General features: G+C 47.5%; 16 protein-coding genes. 1 reads left to right on the forward strand and 15 read right to left on the reverse strand.

Going from position 1 to position 16602, the window contains the following annotated elements:
- The 10 genes from A1sIA79_RS05140 to A1sIA79_RS05185 all read right to left on the reverse strand — a co-directional run bounded on the left by A1sIA79_RS05140 (window position 1) and on the right by A1sIA79_RS05185 (window position 11306).
- The gene (locus A1sIA79_RS05140; protein ID WP_095675133.1) at window positions 1–1095 is read right to left on the reverse strand and encodes an adenosine deaminase; all 1095 of its coding nucleotides are present in this window, start codon (window positions 1093–1095) and stop codon (window positions 1–3) included.
- Complete coding sequence (locus A1sIA79_RS05145; RefSeq protein ID WP_095675134.1) at window positions 1092–2381, reverse strand: thymidine phosphorylase; 1290 nt, start codon at window positions 2379–2381, stop codon at window positions 1092–1094. Before A1sIA79_RS05145 ends, A1sIA79_RS05140 begins: the two co-directional genes overlap by 4 nt.
- On the reverse strand, window positions 2378–2776 hold the full coding sequence (locus A1sIA79_RS05150) for a cytidine deaminase (RefSeq protein ID WP_095675135.1): 399 nt from the start codon (window positions 2774–2776) through the stop codon (window positions 2378–2380). Before A1sIA79_RS05150 ends, A1sIA79_RS05145 begins: the two co-directional genes overlap by 4 nt.
- Window positions 2776–4053, reverse strand: coding sequence for an ABC transporter permease (locus tag A1sIA79_RS05155; RefSeq protein ID WP_223298336.1), 1278 nt, complete (start codon window positions 4051–4053; stop codon window positions 2776–2778). Before A1sIA79_RS05155 ends, A1sIA79_RS05150 begins: the two co-directional genes overlap by 1 nt.
- The gene (locus tag A1sIA79_RS05160) at window positions 4053–5222 is read right to left on the reverse strand and encodes an ABC transporter permease (RefSeq protein ID WP_095675137.1); all 1170 of its coding nucleotides are present in this window, start codon (window positions 5220–5222) and stop codon (window positions 4053–4055) included. Before A1sIA79_RS05160 ends, A1sIA79_RS05155 begins: the two co-directional genes overlap by 1 nt.
- Window positions 5219–6718, reverse strand: a complete 1500-nt coding sequence (locus A1sIA79_RS05165; protein ID WP_095675138.1) for an ABC transporter ATP-binding protein — start codon at window positions 6716–6718, stop codon at window positions 5219–5221. Before A1sIA79_RS05165 ends, A1sIA79_RS05160 begins: the two co-directional genes overlap by 4 nt.
- Before the next feature lie 99 nt (window positions 6719–6817).
- The gene (locus tag A1sIA79_RS05170; protein ID WP_095675139.1) at window positions 6818–7879 is read right to left on the reverse strand and encodes a BMP family lipoprotein; all 1062 of its coding nucleotides are present in this window, start codon (window positions 7877–7879) and stop codon (window positions 6818–6820) included.
- A 135-nt stretch (window positions 7880–8014) separates the two neighbouring features.
- The gene (locus tag A1sIA79_RS05175; RefSeq protein ID WP_095675140.1) at window positions 8015–8998 is read right to left on the reverse strand and encodes a BMP family lipoprotein; all 984 of its coding nucleotides are present in this window, start codon (window positions 8996–8998) and stop codon (window positions 8015–8017) included.
- Complete coding sequence (gene trpS / locus A1sIA79_RS05180) at window positions 8998–9990, reverse strand: tryptophan--tRNA ligase (RefSeq protein WP_095675141.1); 993 nt, start codon at window positions 9988–9990, stop codon at window positions 8998–9000. Before trpS ends, A1sIA79_RS05175 begins: the two co-directional genes overlap by 1 nt.
- Before the next feature lie 20 nt (window positions 9991–10010).
- On the reverse strand, window positions 10011–11306 hold the full coding sequence (locus A1sIA79_RS05185) for a hemolysin family protein (RefSeq protein WP_095675142.1): 1296 nt from the start codon (window positions 11304–11306) through the stop codon (window positions 10011–10013).
- Between the two features lie 136 nt (window positions 11307–11442).
- Here A1sIA79_RS05185 and A1sIA79_RS05190 point away from each other — a divergent pair, with 136 nt between their 5' ends.
- Window positions 11443–12525: an ABC transporter ATP-binding protein gene (locus A1sIA79_RS05190; RefSeq protein ID WP_095675143.1), complete on the forward strand. Its 1083-nt coding sequence runs from the start codon at window positions 11443–11445 to the stop codon at window positions 12523–12525.
- 53 nt (window positions 12526–12578) lie between these two features.
- Here the strand turns inward: A1sIA79_RS05190 and A1sIA79_RS05195 are convergent, their stop codons facing one another.
- The 5 genes from A1sIA79_RS05195 to A1sIA79_RS05215 are packed head-to-tail and all read right to left on the reverse strand — an operon-like array spanning window position 12579 to window position 16583.
- On the reverse strand, window positions 12579–13268 hold the full coding sequence (locus A1sIA79_RS05195) for a Type 1 glutamine amidotransferase-like domain-containing protein (protein WP_095675144.1): 690 nt from the start codon (window positions 13266–13268) through the stop codon (window positions 12579–12581).
- Window positions 13269–13273: 5 nt separating this feature from the next.
- A complete protein-coding gene (locus A1sIA79_RS05200) occupies window positions 13274–14488 on the reverse strand; it encodes an NADP-dependent isocitrate dehydrogenase (protein ID WP_095675145.1) in 1215 nt (404 codons plus the stop codon).
- Window positions 14489–14516: 28 nt separating this feature from the next.
- The gene (mdh, locus tag A1sIA79_RS05205) at window positions 14517–15467 is read right to left on the reverse strand and encodes a malate dehydrogenase (protein WP_095675146.1); all 951 of its coding nucleotides are present in this window, start codon (window positions 15465–15467) and stop codon (window positions 14517–14519) included.
- Between the two features lie 58 nt (window positions 15468–15525).
- Window positions 15526–15753, reverse strand: a complete 228-nt coding sequence (locus A1sIA79_RS05210) for a hypothetical protein (protein WP_095675147.1) — start codon at window positions 15751–15753, stop codon at window positions 15526–15528.
- The gene (locus A1sIA79_RS05215; RefSeq protein ID WP_095675148.1) at window positions 15741–16583 is read right to left on the reverse strand and encodes a bifunctional methylenetetrahydrofolate dehydrogenase/methenyltetrahydrofolate cyclohydrolase; all 843 of its coding nucleotides are present in this window, start codon (window positions 16581–16583) and stop codon (window positions 15741–15743) included. The genes A1sIA79_RS05210 and A1sIA79_RS05215 overlap by 13 nt, the downstream gene beginning before the upstream one ends.
- Window positions 16584–16602 lie beyond the last annotated feature (19 nt).

Below are 16602 nucleotides of genomic sequence, written 5' to 3' on the forward strand. Positions count from 1 at the left end.
TTACTCCTCTGAAATCTTTGCATACTGCGGTTTCACAACGCTTTCGATAATCGATAGCCGTTCCTCAAAAGGAATAAACGCACTTTTCAGGGCATTAATTGTCACTCGCTGCAAATCTTGGAAGGTCCAATCACATTGATTGACCATCTCTGTCATCTCACGTGACATCGAAGTTGCAGACATCAAGCGATTATCTGTATTGATGGTCACTCTAAATCGAAGCTTTGCCAGCTTTGCTAGCGGATGGTGGGCAAATGAATCTGCAACACCTGTTTGAATATTGGAAGATGGGCACATTTCAAGTGGCACTCTGCGATCTCTCACATAAGAAGAGAGACGACCAAGGCGGGCTGGTGTGTGATTAAAATCGATATCATCGGTAATGCGAACACCGTGACCTAAGCGTTCTGCTCCGCACAATTGAATTGCTTCCCAGATAGATGGCAGGCCGTAGGCCTCACCAGCATGAATTGTGAAGTGGGCATTCTCGCGACGCAGATATTCAAAAGTATCTAGCTGATCACTCGGTGGGAATCCATCTTCTGGCCCTGCAATATCAAAGCCGACAACTCCTTGATCGCGATACTTCACTGCCAGTTCTGCAACTACTTGTGAGAGTTGATTTTGGCGCATTCCACAAAGCAGTGACATGACGCGAATCGTGTTCCCTTCACTCTTTGCTTCAGCTTCACCTTCGCGGAAACCCTCGAGGATTGCTTCGATGGCTTGTGCAAGTGTCAGTCCTTTTTCGGTAATCAGTTCAGGTGCCATGCGAACTTCAGCATAAACAACACCATCGCGAGCAAGATCTACAGCGCATTCGCGCGCAACCCGGACAATATCTTGTCTGCGTTGCATCACGGCAACCGTGTGGGCAAAAGTTTCTAAGTAGAGAACTAGTGAGCCTGAATCACATGATGATCTAAACCATTCGGCAAGCTCTGCCGCGTCATAAGTTGGGAGTTCATGGCCAATCTCTTTGGCAATGTCAATAATTGTTTGGGGGCGCAGTCCGCCATCGAGGTGATCGTGCAGCAACGCCTTAGGTAAACGCTTTACCTGTTCAGCAGTTGGCTTCTTGGTGATGTTACTCATCCTTCGATTCTCTCCAAAACTAATGGCAGTCGGTTGACGGTTCCGCCTTCGACTATTGTGACAGCACTTTCTAGAATCTCTAAAGCGCGTTCGAATCTCGCTGGCTCATCGGTATGTAAGGTCATAAGCGGTGCACCTGCAGTGATGTAATCCCCTGGCTTTGCGTGTAACTCGATTCCAGCTCCCGCCTGGACCTTCTCGCCCTGCTTAGAGCGCCCCGCACCTAAACGCCAAGCACTGACACCCACCTTCATGGCATCCATGGTGGTCACTGTGCCGCTGTGAGCAGCTGCAATCACATGTTTTTCTCGCGCTACTGGCAGCGCTGCATCCGGGTCTCCCCCTTGGGCGCTAATCATTCTGCGCCAATGATCCATTGCACTGCCATCTTTCAGTGCAACTTCTGGATCTTTTCCAATAATTCCAGCAGCATCAATCATTTCGCGTGCAAGCAAAATTGTTAATTCAACAACATCGCTGGGGCCACCCCCTGCTAATACCTCAACAGATTCACGCACTTCAAGTGCGTTGCCTGCAGTTAAGCCCAGTGGCACATCCATCGCAGTTACTAACGCGCGAGTCTTTACTCCGGCATCTGTACCAAGTTGCACCATCGTGCGAGCGAGCTCTGATGCCTTCTTGGGATCTGCCATAAAGGCTCCGCTGCCAGTCTTTACATCAAGAACAAGAGCGGAAGTTCCTTCGGCAATCTTCTTGCTCATGATTGATGATGCAATCAGCGGAATCGCCTCCACCGTTGCAGTGACATCACGTAGTGCATAAAGCTTCTTATCTGCCGGTGCTAACCCAGCACCAGCTGCGCAAATGACTGCGCCAGTCTCTTGTAATACCTTGAGCATCTCATCATTAGAAAGAGATGCGCGCCAACCAGGAATTGATTCAAGTTTGTCGAGTGTTCCACCTGTGTGGCCCAGTCCGCGACCAGAAAGTTGAGGGACGGCGCCACCACATGCTGCCACAAGCGGTGCCAACGGAAGTGTGATCTTGTCGCCAACACCGCCGGTTGAGTGTTTATCTACAGTTTTGCGATCGAGCATCGACCAATCCATACGCTCGCCACTATTTATCATCGCGTTGGTCCAACGTGATATCTCACGCGAGTTCATACCATTTAGCAGAATTGACATGAGAAGGGCCGACATCTGCTCATCTGCAACAACACCACGGGTGTACGCGTCGATTACCCAATCAATCTGTGTGTCGCTTAGTTCGTTTCGGTCTCGCTTAGTTGCAATGATTTCTACAGCCGCAAAAGGTTCAATCATGAAAGGCGATTCTCAATTTCCTCGGGTCCAAAAGCCCATGGAAGTAAATCTGCCAAAGTCTTTACTCCCTGATCAGTCATCATTTGTAGTGTGGAACCACCATGTTCTTGCAGTAATTGGCGACAGCGACCACACGGCATCAGTGCATTTCCCGCGATATCCACGCATACAAATGCCACGAGACGGCCCCCACCTGTTGCAATCAGTGAGGAAACCAAGCCACATTCAGCACACAAGGTCAGTCCATAACTCGCATTTTCAACATTGCATCCAGAAACAATTCGCCCATCATCGACAAGTGCTGCCACACCCACTGGAAACTTTGAATACGGCACATATGCCTTCTTCATCGCAGTTAGCGCCTCTGCGTGCAGTACATCCCAATAAATATTCATTAGTGCGAGCCTCCGCCACGTTTATACGGAATTCCATCTGCCGCCGGCGCTCGAACTTTTCCAATAAATCCTGAGACGGCAATGATTGTCGCAATGTATGGCGCCATCAACATAAATTCAGATGGGATTGGGGTGCCAATAATTGTCAGTAGCCCTTGGAGGTTATCGGCGAAGCCAAAGATCAATGCAGCTGCTACTGCGCCCATGGGGCTCCAGCGGCCAAAGATGAGCGCTGCCAAGGCGATAAAACCCTTACCTGCAGTCATTTCCTTACTGAAAGATCCAACTGCACCCAAAGTGAAGAAGGCGCCACCAAGACCTGCGATGGCACCAGCTAAAATTACGTTCTTAAATCGAATTGCGTTGACATTGATTCCAACGGATTCTGCAGCAGTTGGATGCTCACCTACAGCGCGTGTACGAAGACCCCACCTGCTCTTAAATAGCGCAATGTGAATAATTGTTACGAAAATATACATGAGGTAAACAATTATGCTTTGGGCAAAAAAGATTGGTCCAATCACTGGAATCTGGGAAAGCAAAGGAATCTCTATGGGAGCAAATGCCGTTGCTGAATTCCATTCGCTTTGATATGGAATAAGAAGTTTCTTGTAGAGAAAGCTAGTTAATCCAATTACCAAAACATTGAGAACAAAACCAAGAACTACCTGATCAATTCCGTATCTAATTGCAAAAATCGCAAGAAGGAGGGAAATTAGTGCTCCAGCTATGGGAGCAAAGAGAAGTCCCCACCAATTATTATTTAGCAGTGAAGCAATAACACCTGAGGCAAAGGCCCCAGCTAGAAGCTGTCCCTCGATTGCAATATTGATAACTCCTGAGCGTTCTGATAGCACACCAGCCATTGCCCCAAAAATAAGTGGAACGGAAAGTAGTAAACCTCCTTGTAAGAGACCTGTAAGAGGAATGAACTTCCCTGCAGCTGCCCAACAGAGGAAGGACATAAGAAATGTAGATCCGAAAACAAGGCTGATGACTCTTGAATGCTTCCTCATCGTAAAGAGGCCCAATGCCACAAGCGCAGTAACTACTGACAGGACGGCGAAGAGTAAGGCGCCAGATTTGGAGTCAACGACCCACTTCTCGAGCAGCACCCATTCCTTGCCTAAAATAAAACCATATGTGACAGGCTGGCTTTTATCCGGCAGGAGTGCAAAAACTACAAGTGCAAAAATTCCTAGTACACCCATTGTGATTACCCCACGGAATTTTCGTCTCTCCGGAACAGACATTGTGCGCAAACTAATCTTTGCCATCAGCCATTCCATCCCTTCGAAGAGATTGTCGCTCCTTGGTCTAGATTCTTTAATCTGAAAATTGCCTTAACCAAAGCTGGTGCCGCAATAAAGAGGACAACGAGAGCTTGAATTACTAGTACTAGATCCAGTGGTGTTTCCGTGCTCGCCTGCATCTCTAACCCACCAGCTCGAAGAGCACCAAAAAGTAGAGCAGCAAATACTGTTCCTATAGGGGTGGCGCGTCCAAGTAAGGCGACAGTGATTGCATCGAATCCAAAAGTTCCACCAACCCCAGCTGTGAGTGCTGGTTCCGAGCCAAGTATCTGCACTGCACCACCCAGACCAGCAAGAGCACCAGCGATAAACATCACCGTCGTCGTAGTTCGCCCAACTGATATACCCGCAGTCTTTGCTGCGACTGCATTAGCTCCAACTGCGCGAAATCGAAATCCCCAAGTGCTGCGTTGCAAAAGCCACCAGACCAGGGCTGCTACAGCTAAAGCGATAATAAATCCTAAGTTTGCTCTGAGGTCGGCGCCAAAAAGCTTAGGCAATCTCGCGGTGAGCGCAACTTCGGGTGCAAGTGGATCTTGACGACCTGGTCGTAAAAAAGTTTCAGTGCTTAAAAGCCAAAGCAAAAAGTATCCTGCGACATAATTGAGCATAATTGTGACGATAACTTCGTGCGCACCAGTACGTGCCTTTAGTAGGCCCACAAATCCACCGTAAATTCCGGCAGCAATTACTGCAGCCAGTATGGCCGCAAGTGCATGAATTACGACCGGAAGATCGAAATAAAATCCAACAAAACTTGCTCCAATTGCGCCTGCAATAAATTGTCCTTGGGCTCCAATATTAAATAGTCCTGCACGAAAGGCTAGTGCCACAGAAAGTCCTGTGAGAATTAAAGGTGAAGCGGCAACGATTGTCTCTGAGAGTGGATAGAAGCCATTCCAGTATCCATTTCGAGTCAGATTTGGATCGAAAACTGAACCTTGCCATAGCGCCGCAAAAGCACCACCAGCTGTAGCAAAGGCCTTTACCAGCATCTGTAATGGAGAGGATTTAAGGGCTAACACTTCTGAATCAGAGAATGCAACAAGCAGGCCACTCACTAGGAGCGCCAAGGCAAATGCCAACAATGGAAGGGCTAGTTTCCTGGAGACTCTTTGCCAAAGGTTCTTCATCTCTTTACCCCCGCCATCAATAATCCAAGTTCTTCTCTTGAAGTTGTTGCAGGTACGATTGCAATAAATTTGCCTCGATACATCACTGCAATTCTATCTGCCAAAGAAATCACTTCATCTAGTTCGGTACTGAAGAGAAGAACTGCGCGGCCCGAATCACGTTCTGCTATGACTCTTTCGTGTACAAACTCGATTGATCCAACATCTAATCCACGCGTGGGCTGTGACGCTACTACTAATTTCACTGGCCGAGATAATTCACGGGCAAGGACCACCTTCTGCTTATTACCACCAGAGAGTGAAGACGCAGAATCTTTTGATGATTGCGCACGGATATCAAACTCAGTAACTCTAGATGCTCCGTTTTCTGAAACAACGCTTTGAGAAATAACCGGACCTTTAGCAAAAGGCGGGAGATCATGTAAGTCGAGGATGAGATTCTCTTCAATACTAAATGAAGATATCAATCCGTCCTCTTCTCGAGATTCCGGAACGAATGCAATTCCTGCATGCAGAGCTTTTCTCACAGAAACCTTCGAAATGTCCTTCCCTGCTAAAGTAATTTTCCCATCTACGTGGTCCTGTAATCCAACAATCGCCTCTGCTAGCTCGCTCTGACCATTTCCTTGCACGCCCGCAACTGCCAGAATTTCTCCAGCCCGGATAGAAAATGAGATATCAGAGACAAGTGCCCTGCCCGTGTGGTCTCGAATTGTTAAATTCTCCACATCGAGAATTACTGAACCAAATGATGCAGGAGCTTTTTCAATTTCAAATGAGATAGGTCGGCCAACCATAAGAGAGGCAAGTTCCTCTTGTGAAGCCTCAGGTGAGGCAATCGCTACAACCTTACCGCGGCGAATAATGGAGATCTTATCTGCTGCTTCTTGCACTTCACGTAGCTTATGAGTGATGAAGATTATTGCCGTACCTTGATCCCGAAGTTTCCTCATATTTCGAAGGAGTTCATCTGTCTCCTGTGGGGTTAAGACCGCCGTTGGTTCATCCAAGATGAGCACCTTTGCGTTATAAATGAGAGCTCTAATGATCTCTACGCGCTGCTGGATTCCCACCGGCAAATCTTCAATCAAGGCATCGGGGTCAACATCAAAATTAAACTCAGCAGATACTCGGATTATCTCTTTCTTTGCCGCTTCCAGATCGAGGAACCCAAACCCTCTTACCTTTTCGTGACCGAGAACTATATTTTCAGCGACCGTGAATACCGGAATAAGCATAAAATGTTGATGCACCATTCCGATTCCAGCGGCAAGGGCATCAAGCGGTGAATTAATCGTAATTTCTTTCTCATCAACTAGAATTTTGCCTTCATCCGGTGCTAAGAGCCCGTAGACGATGTTCATAAGCGTAGATTTACCAGCACCATTTTCACCAAGAAGCGCGTGGATTTCGCCTGACTCAACTCTCAAACTAATTGAATCATTTGCGATCAAATCACCAAATCGTTTGGTGATGCCGCGGAGCTCAAGAGACATAGCGTAAATCTACTCTGTAATTTACTTTATAGAAAGCAAATGGGACTAGTGAATAATCACTAGTCCCATTTGTTGGACTTGAAATCGGTCCTTTACAGATTACTGAACAGCGACCTCACCTGATTTGATTGCATCACCAAGTGCTTCAATTTCAGCGCTGAGTTCTGCAGGAACCATATCTGCAAGATCATAGTATGGAGCCAAGTAGGTTCCACCATTCTCAAGATTGCCCTGGTAACCAGTTGCTGTGAATGTACCTGCAGCTGCTTCAAGAATTACTGCCTTAACAGATGTATCTACACCCTTCACAACTGAGGAAAGAAGTACTTCCTTGTACTGAGAAGCAGCCACGTAACCATCGGTGTCGACCCAGATTACATATGACTTCTTTGAGGCAATTGAATTACCTGCAGTTGCTCCACCAAGTCCACCAGCAACTGGGAAGATAATGTCTGCACCCTGTTGCTCGAAGTTCTTAGAGATTTGCAGTGCCTTTGCGGAGTCAGAGAACCCGCCAACGAATGTGCCGTCCTTTTTGGCGGTATCCCAACCAAGCACCTTTACAGACTTGCCTTTAACTTCGTTGTAGTGCGCGACGCCACGGGCAAAGCCATCCATGAAGATTGTGACTGGTGGAATGTTAAGTCCACCGTATGTAGCAACAGTTCCGGTCTTTGAAACTCCTGCTGATAGGTAACCTGCTTGGAAAGCTGACTCATTTGTTGAAAATTGAATTGGCTTCAAGTTGTCAAACTTGGTTCCTGGATAGATTGAACCATCTGGTCCGTGATCTTCACCATCCTGGTCAACGATTGCGAACTTAACATCTGGGTTCGCCTTAGCACCTTCAATGATTGCACCATTGATAAGGAAGCCAACGCCAATGATTGTTGTACATCCCTCATCTACGAGCTTCTTAATGTTTGGTGCGTAATCTGCATCAGTTGCTGCAGCAAGATACTTAACTTCGATATCTGAATTCTCTTCAGCTGCAGCCTGAGCTCCAGCCCATGCTGATGCGTTAAATGACTTGTCATCCACGCCACCTGTGTCGAGAGCAAGGCACGCTTTGGCTCCAGCACTCTCACTTGACGCACTACAGCCGCTTAATACAAGGGCAGCCGAGGCAAGTATCGCCATCAATGCTAATTTGTTTTTCAAGGTTCCTCCAAGGAATAGTTGAATATTGCTTTGCCCGAGCCTAGTAGTTGAGGGTGATAATTCCCAAGAATTGAGGCGCAAAAACGTGGGCGTGGCATGTAACAGTTAGGAAAACTCTCAAGTTGAAGTTGAGTGCTATTCGGTGATTTTTTCAGCTGTGGCGGCTGCAATATTGATTGCATCACTTTTCGCCAATAACTCCTTGGATCGGATGGTGAACTCTATGCCTCCGCCATCAATGCCGTAGCGGGTGCCAAATAGGCCGGCATCTAGGTCGAGATAATCCAGAAATTGATCACCTGAAAGTGATTTGGAGATGATGTCAATAATTGCCTTATCCACTCGTTTAACAACTGTTGCAGCCAAAAATTTCTTGGTCTGGCTTGTCACGGCCAAGTATTGATCTGGCTCGATATTTATGAATGAAACTTTCTTGGCGTTTTTCTTCATATTGTTGGAGACAATTACCTTGAATACCTCGGCGTCAGATCCTTGAGTGCTCAAATAGATGACATCTGCACCAACAGAAATCACCTGACTTGCTGCCAATGAGTAGGAGCCAGAAACATATTTCACGATGGGAATAACCTTTTTCTTGCTAGCTAAGACGCCTGCGCTAAAACCATTTTTGAATAAATCAGCTTGATTTGTGTTGGCAATCATCGCAACCTTGCCAGTCTGTGAAATTTGTGCGGCGCTAAAACCCGCCAAGTAGGCTCCTTGGGTTTCAGCAAAGATGATAGAGCTGACATTTACTGCCGCAACGCTTGCGTCATTAATAATGGCAAATTGCGTATTGGGGAATTCAAAGGCGAGTGCTTGCAAAGTTGGGCCGTATCCCTCGCCAACAGCGATAATCAGAGCGCACTTTTTTGCAATCAAGCTACGAATTCTCTTATCGCGGTCTTCAGAGGTTCCATCAGTAACCACTGCTTCAATACCAAAATCGAGTGACTTCTTAGCCTTTTCTAAGCCTGCTGCGGTGGCATCATTAAAAGATTTATCTCCACGTCCACCAAGATCGTAGGCAACTCCAATGGTGGCTGTATCTGCCGAACTGGGCGCCGGAGTGAGCACGCCAAAAATCAGCGCACAGGCAAGTGCCATGCGCAGTTTCATTAAAGAACTACCCCGAGATTCTTATATGTATCTGCAAGAGTGGCTTCTGCAACTGTGCGGGCTTTAGCTGAACCCTGGTGCAAAATATCAAGTAGATGCTTCTCATCTTCTAGGAGCTCAAGTGCTCGAGTGCGAATGGGGCGTAGGTATTCAACAACTACCTCTGCAACAGCTGCCTTAAAATCTCCGTAACCCTTGCCGGCAAATTCATTTTCGAGCTCGGCAATTGTTCTGCCAGAAAGCGCGGAATGGATAGTAAGCAAATTACTGATGCCAGGTTTTTCGGCCGCATCGAATGTGACTTCGCGGCCAGCATCGGTGACCGCACTCTTAATCTTCTTCAAGTTAGCATCCGGTGAATCCATAATCTCAATGACTCCCGCAACGGCGCCTGATGACTTACTCATTTTGGCAGTGGGTTCTTGAATATCATTAATTTTTGCGGCAGTCTTTAAAATATAGGCTTCTGGCAATTGGAAGGTCTGGCCGTAGCGTGAATTAAACCGCCCGGCTAAATCGCGAGTAAGTTCGATGTGCTGACGTTGATCCTCACCAACTGGAACATAGTGAGCTTGATAGAGCAAGATGTCTGCAGCTTGCAGCATGGGATATGTAAAGAGCGCAACACGAGAAGAATCAGCGCCAGATTTAGAAGATTTATCTTTAAATTGCGTCATGCGGCTTGCTTCACCAAAACCAGTCAGGCACTCCATAATCCAACCCAGTTGATTGTGTTGTGGAACTTGAGATTGAACAAAGAGCGTTGATTTTTCAGGTGAGATTCCGAGTGCGATTAATTGCGCGGCAGAAGCAAGTGTGCGCTTTCGAAGTAGCGCTGGATCTGTCTCAACGGTCAGAGCATGTAGATCAACAATGCAGTAGAAAGCATCATGGCCAGCTTGCAGCTCAACCCATTGCTTGACTGCACCTAGATAATTTCCTAAGTGGAAAGAATCACTTGTGGGTTGAATTCCAGATAAGACGCGCTTCATGGGTGTAATTCTCGCACGCCTTAGTAGTTACGTGAGATTAATAGTCGACCAGCGCGCTTGCCTTCCATGGAAAGCACTGTGATTCGAACTCCATTTACTCCAACGATGTCGTTCTCAACCGGAATACGCCCTAAATAATGCATGACAAATCCTCCTGCGGTCTCATATGGACCTTCGGGTAACTCAACCCCGGACTCTTCTTGTAAATCCTCGAGTGAAATCAGACCATCAATTTCGAAATCGCCGGTATGAGATTCCTCCGAAATTTCTACCTCATCTGAGTCATATTCATCTCGGATATCTCCGATGAGAGTTTCCACGAGATCCTCGAGCGTGACGATGCCATCGGTGCCGCCGTACTCATCAAGGACAATAGCTAGGTGCTGACGTTGCTTTCGCATCTCAGTCAGGGCCGGCAAAATTGCTTTTGTCCCTGGCAGATACATAATGTTTCGAGCAAGCTCTTGAATCTTTGCATTTGAATTAGCAAGGCTGGTATCTAAGAGATCGCGAACATGGATAAAGCCAATGACTTCATCAGAGGAACCACGCACAACCGGATAGCGAGAGTGTGCCTTCTCAATCGCAAGTGCAATCGCTTTTCCAACAGTGAGAGAAGCATCCATGAAATCTACTTCGGTGCGCGGAACCATAACTTCGTGCACTTGTCGCTCTGAAGCGTTAAATACTTCTTCCACAATGTCGCGTTCTTCATCGGTGAGGGCGGCATGGCCAGCCACAAGATCCAGCAGCTCTTCTTCAGAGATTGCTGTGCGCTGCTCCTTTGGATCAATACCGAAGAGGCGAACAATTAGGTTTGTAGAATGAGATAGGACCCAAATGATTGGTCGGAAAAGATTGGCCACGAAATCAATGAATAAAGCAGAGGCGAGCGCAATCTGTTCGGTGCGAAATAGCGCCAAACGTTTTGGAACGAGTTCTCCAAATACAAGTGAAAAGTAGGCAATGACTAAGGTGACGCCGATGAGTGACGTGGTGTCTGCAGATTTCGTTGGCACACCAAGATCTTCTAGCCATGGAATGACATAGACACCTAGTTTTTCTGCGCCCAATGCAGCGGAGAGAAAACCTGTAAGCGTGACACCAACCTGAAGTGCTCCAAGTAAGCGATTGGGGTTAGCTGCTAACTTGGCAACAATTGCTCCGCGCTTTCCACGCAAAGCTAATTGTTTTACTTGACTTTCACGCAATGAGATAAGAGCAATCTCAGCAGCCACAAAGAGTCCGCCAGTAACGATGAGGCCTACAACAATCAGGATGGAGCTAATAAGTGGGGTACTCGGGTCACTTTCCATGATGGGAGAAGTCTACCGAGCGTAATTGCCTCCCGCCTGCCGCTGACATATCCTTAGCCACGCTGGTCACCCGACCAGCGCCTTACTCCACGGATCGTCGGGCACGTACCTGCCCGGATAAGGAAAGTGAAAAAAGATGGCATCAGTCATATTCGAAAATGCTTCACGTATCTATCCAGGAACCACAACTCCGGCAGTAGATAAGCTCAACCTCACCGTCGCAGATGGTGAGTTCTTAGTACTAGTTGGACCATCAGGATGCGGTAAGTCAACATCACTTCGCATGCTTGCAGGTCTAGAAGAAATCGACGGTGGTCGAATTCTTATCGGTGATCGCGATGTAACAAATGTCGCACCAAAAGATCGCGATATCGCAATGGTCTTCCAGTCCTATGCGCTCTACCCACACATGACCGTTGCCGAAAATATGGGCTTCGCTCTAAAAATCGCCGGTATCGATAAGGCTGAACGCGATAAGCGTGTTCGTGAAGCTGCAAAGTTGCTCGACCTTGAACCATATCTAGAGCGCAAGCCAAAGGCTCTCTCTGGTGGTCAACGTCAGCGCGTTGCAATGGGTCGCGCAATTGTGCGTGAACCACAGGTCTTCCTTATGGATGAGCCACTGTCCAACCTTGATGCGAAGTTGCGTGTTGCAACTCGCACCCAAATCGCCGCGCTTCAGCGCCGTCTTGGAATTACTACTGTCTATGTCACCCACGATCAAGTGGAAGCGATGACTATGGGCGATCGCGTTGCAGTTCTTAAAGATGGACTCCTGCAGCAGGTTGATACACCTCGTAATCTCTATGACAAGCCAGGAAATGCATTTGTTGCTGGATTTATTGGTTCACCTGCCATGAACTTACTTATTGCTCCAGTATCTGGTGGCAAGGCACACCTTGGAGATCTTGATATCGATGTTCCCGCATCAGCAGGTTCAACTGTGACCGTGGGAATTCGTCCAGAAGGATTAGTTCCAGCAGATAAGGGATTCCAAGTTCATGTTGAAGTTGTCGAAGAACTTGGTTCTGATGCATTTGTCTATGGCAAGCCGGCCGATGCAAGCATCAAGTTCGCAAATGCTGTCGATGAAGGCGCTCAAGTAATTGTGCGCTGGGATCCAAAGAACCCACCAAAGGCGGGACAGATCGTTACCGTCACTAACTTACCGGGTGCAGTTCACCTCTTTGATTCTGCAACAGGTGGGCGAGTTAATTAATCACAGCTAATATTTAAGTAAGTGGCCCGTCGTAGTTTTCTACGGCGGGTTTCTTATTCTGTGAAATCAAGGGATCCGCGCAGAACATGTACTTTCCCGCGTCCTGCCCGCCGCCATGAATCGGTATGCACAAGCGCCGTGTATTCATCTATTCCAAGAAGTACAGACTGAGAATCAGATTTTAAAACAAAGGATGCAACTCGCTCTGGTAGCCAACCTAACATTTTGTCATAGTGTGGAATCACTTCAATATCTGGCAAGAGTGATAGCCCTGGACTATGGTTTGAGCGACGCAAGCCCATAATGGTGCCCCCAAAAGCCATAGCGCCAGCAGAACACCCAGCAAGGGAAGTTCCTGAATTCCATTGCTTAATGATTTCTTCCCAGAGTGGAGAACCACTAAAGATTTCGGCAACTCTGTGTGGGTCTCCCCCAGAAAAATAGATAAGTCCAGCATCAGCAATCAAATCTAGAAAGTCTAGGTTAAATGCATCTTCACGTTCATGAATAGGTAAGTAAACGCACTGACTTCCGATGCGATCTGCTTGCTCTCTTCCGAGTGATTGCCAATGTTCGCGGCGTGATTGCCCCTCATGCGAAGACGCAGTTGGGATCTGCACAAAAGTGTTTTTCTTACCTTTAGAAATAGCTAAATGCAGGAGCTCGGTTTCTAGCTCCTGCATCTGCAGTGAATATTCGCCAGAACCAACAAGTGCTATTGCACCAGAGTCCTGATTTATCAATTGATTTAAGCCATTGCTTTCTTGAGATTCTCATCAATGGAATCAAGGAACTGCTCAGTTGTTTGGTATGGCGCATCTTTAGAAATCAGTACCGCTAAATCCTTAGTCATCTTTCCCTGCTCGACCGTTTCAATACATACTCGCTCGAGAGTTTTAGTGAACTTAGCAAGCTCAGCGTTGTTATCAAGCTTGGCACGGTGGGCTAAGCCCTGGGTCCAAGCGAAGATGGAAGCGATCGGATTTGTTGAAGTCGCTTTACCTGCTTGGTGCTCACGGTAGTGACGAGTCACAGTTCCATGGGCTGCCTCTGACTCGCAAATCTTTCCATCTGGCGTCATGAGCACAGATGTCATGAGACCAAGTGAGCCATAACCTTGTGCGACGGTATCTGACTGCACATCTCCGTCGTAGTTCTTACAGGCCCAGACATATCCGCCTTCCATACGCAATGACATGGCAACCATGTCATCAATCAGGCGGTGTTCATACCAAATACCTGCGGCCTCAAATTGCGTCTTGAATTCAACTTGATAGATCTCTTCAAAGATATCTTTGAAGCGTCCATCGTAGGCTTTAAGAATTGTGTTCTTGGTTGAGAGATAGACCGGGAACTTACGAAGAAGTCCATAGTTCAAGGAGGCACGAGCGAAGTCACGGATTGAGTCATCAACGTTATACATAGCCATTGCAACGCCTGAAGATTCGAAGTTAAACACTTCAAACTCCTGTGGAGCAGATCCATCTTCTGGCACAAATGAGAGGGTGAGTTTTCCAGCTCCTGGTACCTTGAAATCAGTTGCGCGGTATTGATCACCGAAAGCGTGGCGGCCAATGACAATTGGCTTAGTCCAGTGTGGAACTAAGCGCGGAACGTTGCTGATAATAATTGGTTCGCGGAATATAACACCACCAAGGATGTTGCGAATCGTTCCGTTAGGAGACTTCCACATCTTCTTGAGGTCAAATTCTTTAACGCGAGATTCATCGGGAGTAATGGTCGCGCACTTAATTCCCACGCCGTGCTTCTGGATTGCGCGAGCAGAGTCGATTGTTACTTGATCATCGGTTGCATCACGGTGTTCCATGCCAAGGTCGTAGTACTCAAGGTTTACATCGAGGTAAGGCAAGATTAATTTGTCTTTGATGAACTGCCAGATAATGCGAGTCATCTCATCGCCATCTAGCTCAACAACTGTGCCTGCTACTTTAATCTTTGACATTATCTTCTCCCGATTAGCTTCTACTTAATTACAGTGTTTGAACGTCTGCTTGCTTTGCACGAACAGCTTCTGCGGCTTCCTTCAGTGAGGCAACCTCTGCATCTGTCAGTGCGCTCTCCACAACTTTGCGAATGCCTACCTTGCCAATCTCTGCTTCCACACCGAGATAGACGCCAGAGATTCCGTATTCGCCATCAACCCAGGCACAGACCGGCATGACATCACCAGAATCTTCAATTACTGCTTTAGCCATACGCGCTGCTGCTGCAGATGGCGCGTAGTAAGCAGAGCCAGTTTTGAGAAGTGCAACTACTTCGGCGCCACCGTTGCGTGTGCGATCAACTAGTTCGTCAATTTCAGTTTGGGATAACTTCTCAGAAAGTGCAACGCCATTAACTGTGCAGCGACTTGGAACCGGAACCATTGTGTCACCGTGTGAACCCAGCGTCAGAGTTTTCACTGAAGAAACCGGCACTCCCAGTTTTTCTGCTACAAAGTTGGTAAAGCGTGCAGTGTCGAGCATTCCTGCTTGACCCATCACGCGGTTCTTCGGAAAGTTGGTAGCAATCTGTGCCAGGGCTGTCATCTCATCGAGTGGATTAGAGACCACGATGATGACGGCATTTGGTGAATGCTTTGCAATATTTTCAGCAACTCCACGAACGATTCCGGCATTAACACCAATTAAATCCATGCGACTCATTCCCGGCTTACGTGGAAGTCCTGCGGTAATCACCACAACATCAGAGTTAGCTGTCTTTTCATATCCAGCACCTTCTGCCGTGGTTGTCGCGCCAGTAATGCGCGTTTCAAAACCTTCGATTGAGCGAGATTGGTTCATATCAAGGGCCAAACCTTCTGGCTTACCTTCAAGAATATCGGTGAGTACAACTTCATCGAAGATGTTGTATTCAGCTAACCGAAGGGCTGTTGTTGAACCATAGAAACCTGCACCTACAACGGTGACTTTCTTTGCCATAGCGATCCTTTATCTACCTTGATGTATTGAACGTATTTATCTTGATATCGAGAGAATTCTACAACCCATTAGGTAGTGCAATTGCCAGCCCGAAAAGCACCACGGCTATCGTTAGCGGCAGATAGCGCTCGAAAGAGCGAGCCCCCCACTGCGAGAGCGCAATCACACCGGTGCCCGCCGAAATAAGCAGCGCTCCAGTACGGACAAATCCTGCAATACCAAGGAGAACTCCGAGTGAAATAACTATGTATGCAATACGAAGTTGTAGGGCGTTTATCGCTCGCATGCATCGACCACATTCATCAGCAACATGGCACGAGTCATGGGCCCAACACCACCTGGCATTGGTGCAACGAATGATGCGACCTCGAATACACCTGGATCAACATCACCGATGAGCCCAGCATCAGTTCGTGAGATTCCGACATCGAGAACTACTGCACCCGCTTTAATCATTGCCGCCTTTAAGAAGTGTGGTTGTCCGATAGCTGCAATCACAATATCGGCGCGCTTAGTATGAGCAAGCAAATCTTTGGTACCAGTGTGTGTCAGAGTTACCGTTGCATTTTCTTGCTTACGGGTAAGCAAGAGCCCAAGCGGACGACCCACTGTCAGCCCACGTCCAATGACAACAACTTCTGCACCTGAAAGTGGAATTTTATAGTGGTTGATGAGCTCAACAATTCCGCGTGGGGTGCATGGAAGCGGTGCTCGGTAGCCCGCAACGAGTCGACCTAAATTAAGTGGGTGCAAACCATCAGCATCTTTTGTCGGATCAATTGCTTCTAGAATAAGTTGCGTATTAATCGAACCTGGGAGCGGAAGTTGCACGATATATCCAGTGCACTCTTTGGCGGCGTTGAGATCTTTAATGGCCACCAATACATCAGCTTGTGTTGCAGTTGCCGGTAGGTCTATCCGGATCGAATTGATTCCTACTTCCTGGCAATCTCGATGTTTTCCGCCAACATAAGAATGCGAACCTGGATCATCGCCCACCAAGATCGTTCCAAGGCCTGGGATGATGCCTTTAGCTTTCAGTGCCTGCGTGCGCGCTGTGAGATCTTTCTTGATGGTTGCAGCAAGTGCCTTGCCATCAAGTATTTGTGCGCTCATGGCTTTATCTTAATCGTTG

Source organism: Candidatus Planktophila versatilis (assembly GCF_002288105.1).
GTDB classification, from domain to species: Bacteria; Actinomycetota; Actinomycetes; order Nanopelagicales; family Nanopelagicaceae; genus Planktophila; species Planktophila versatilis.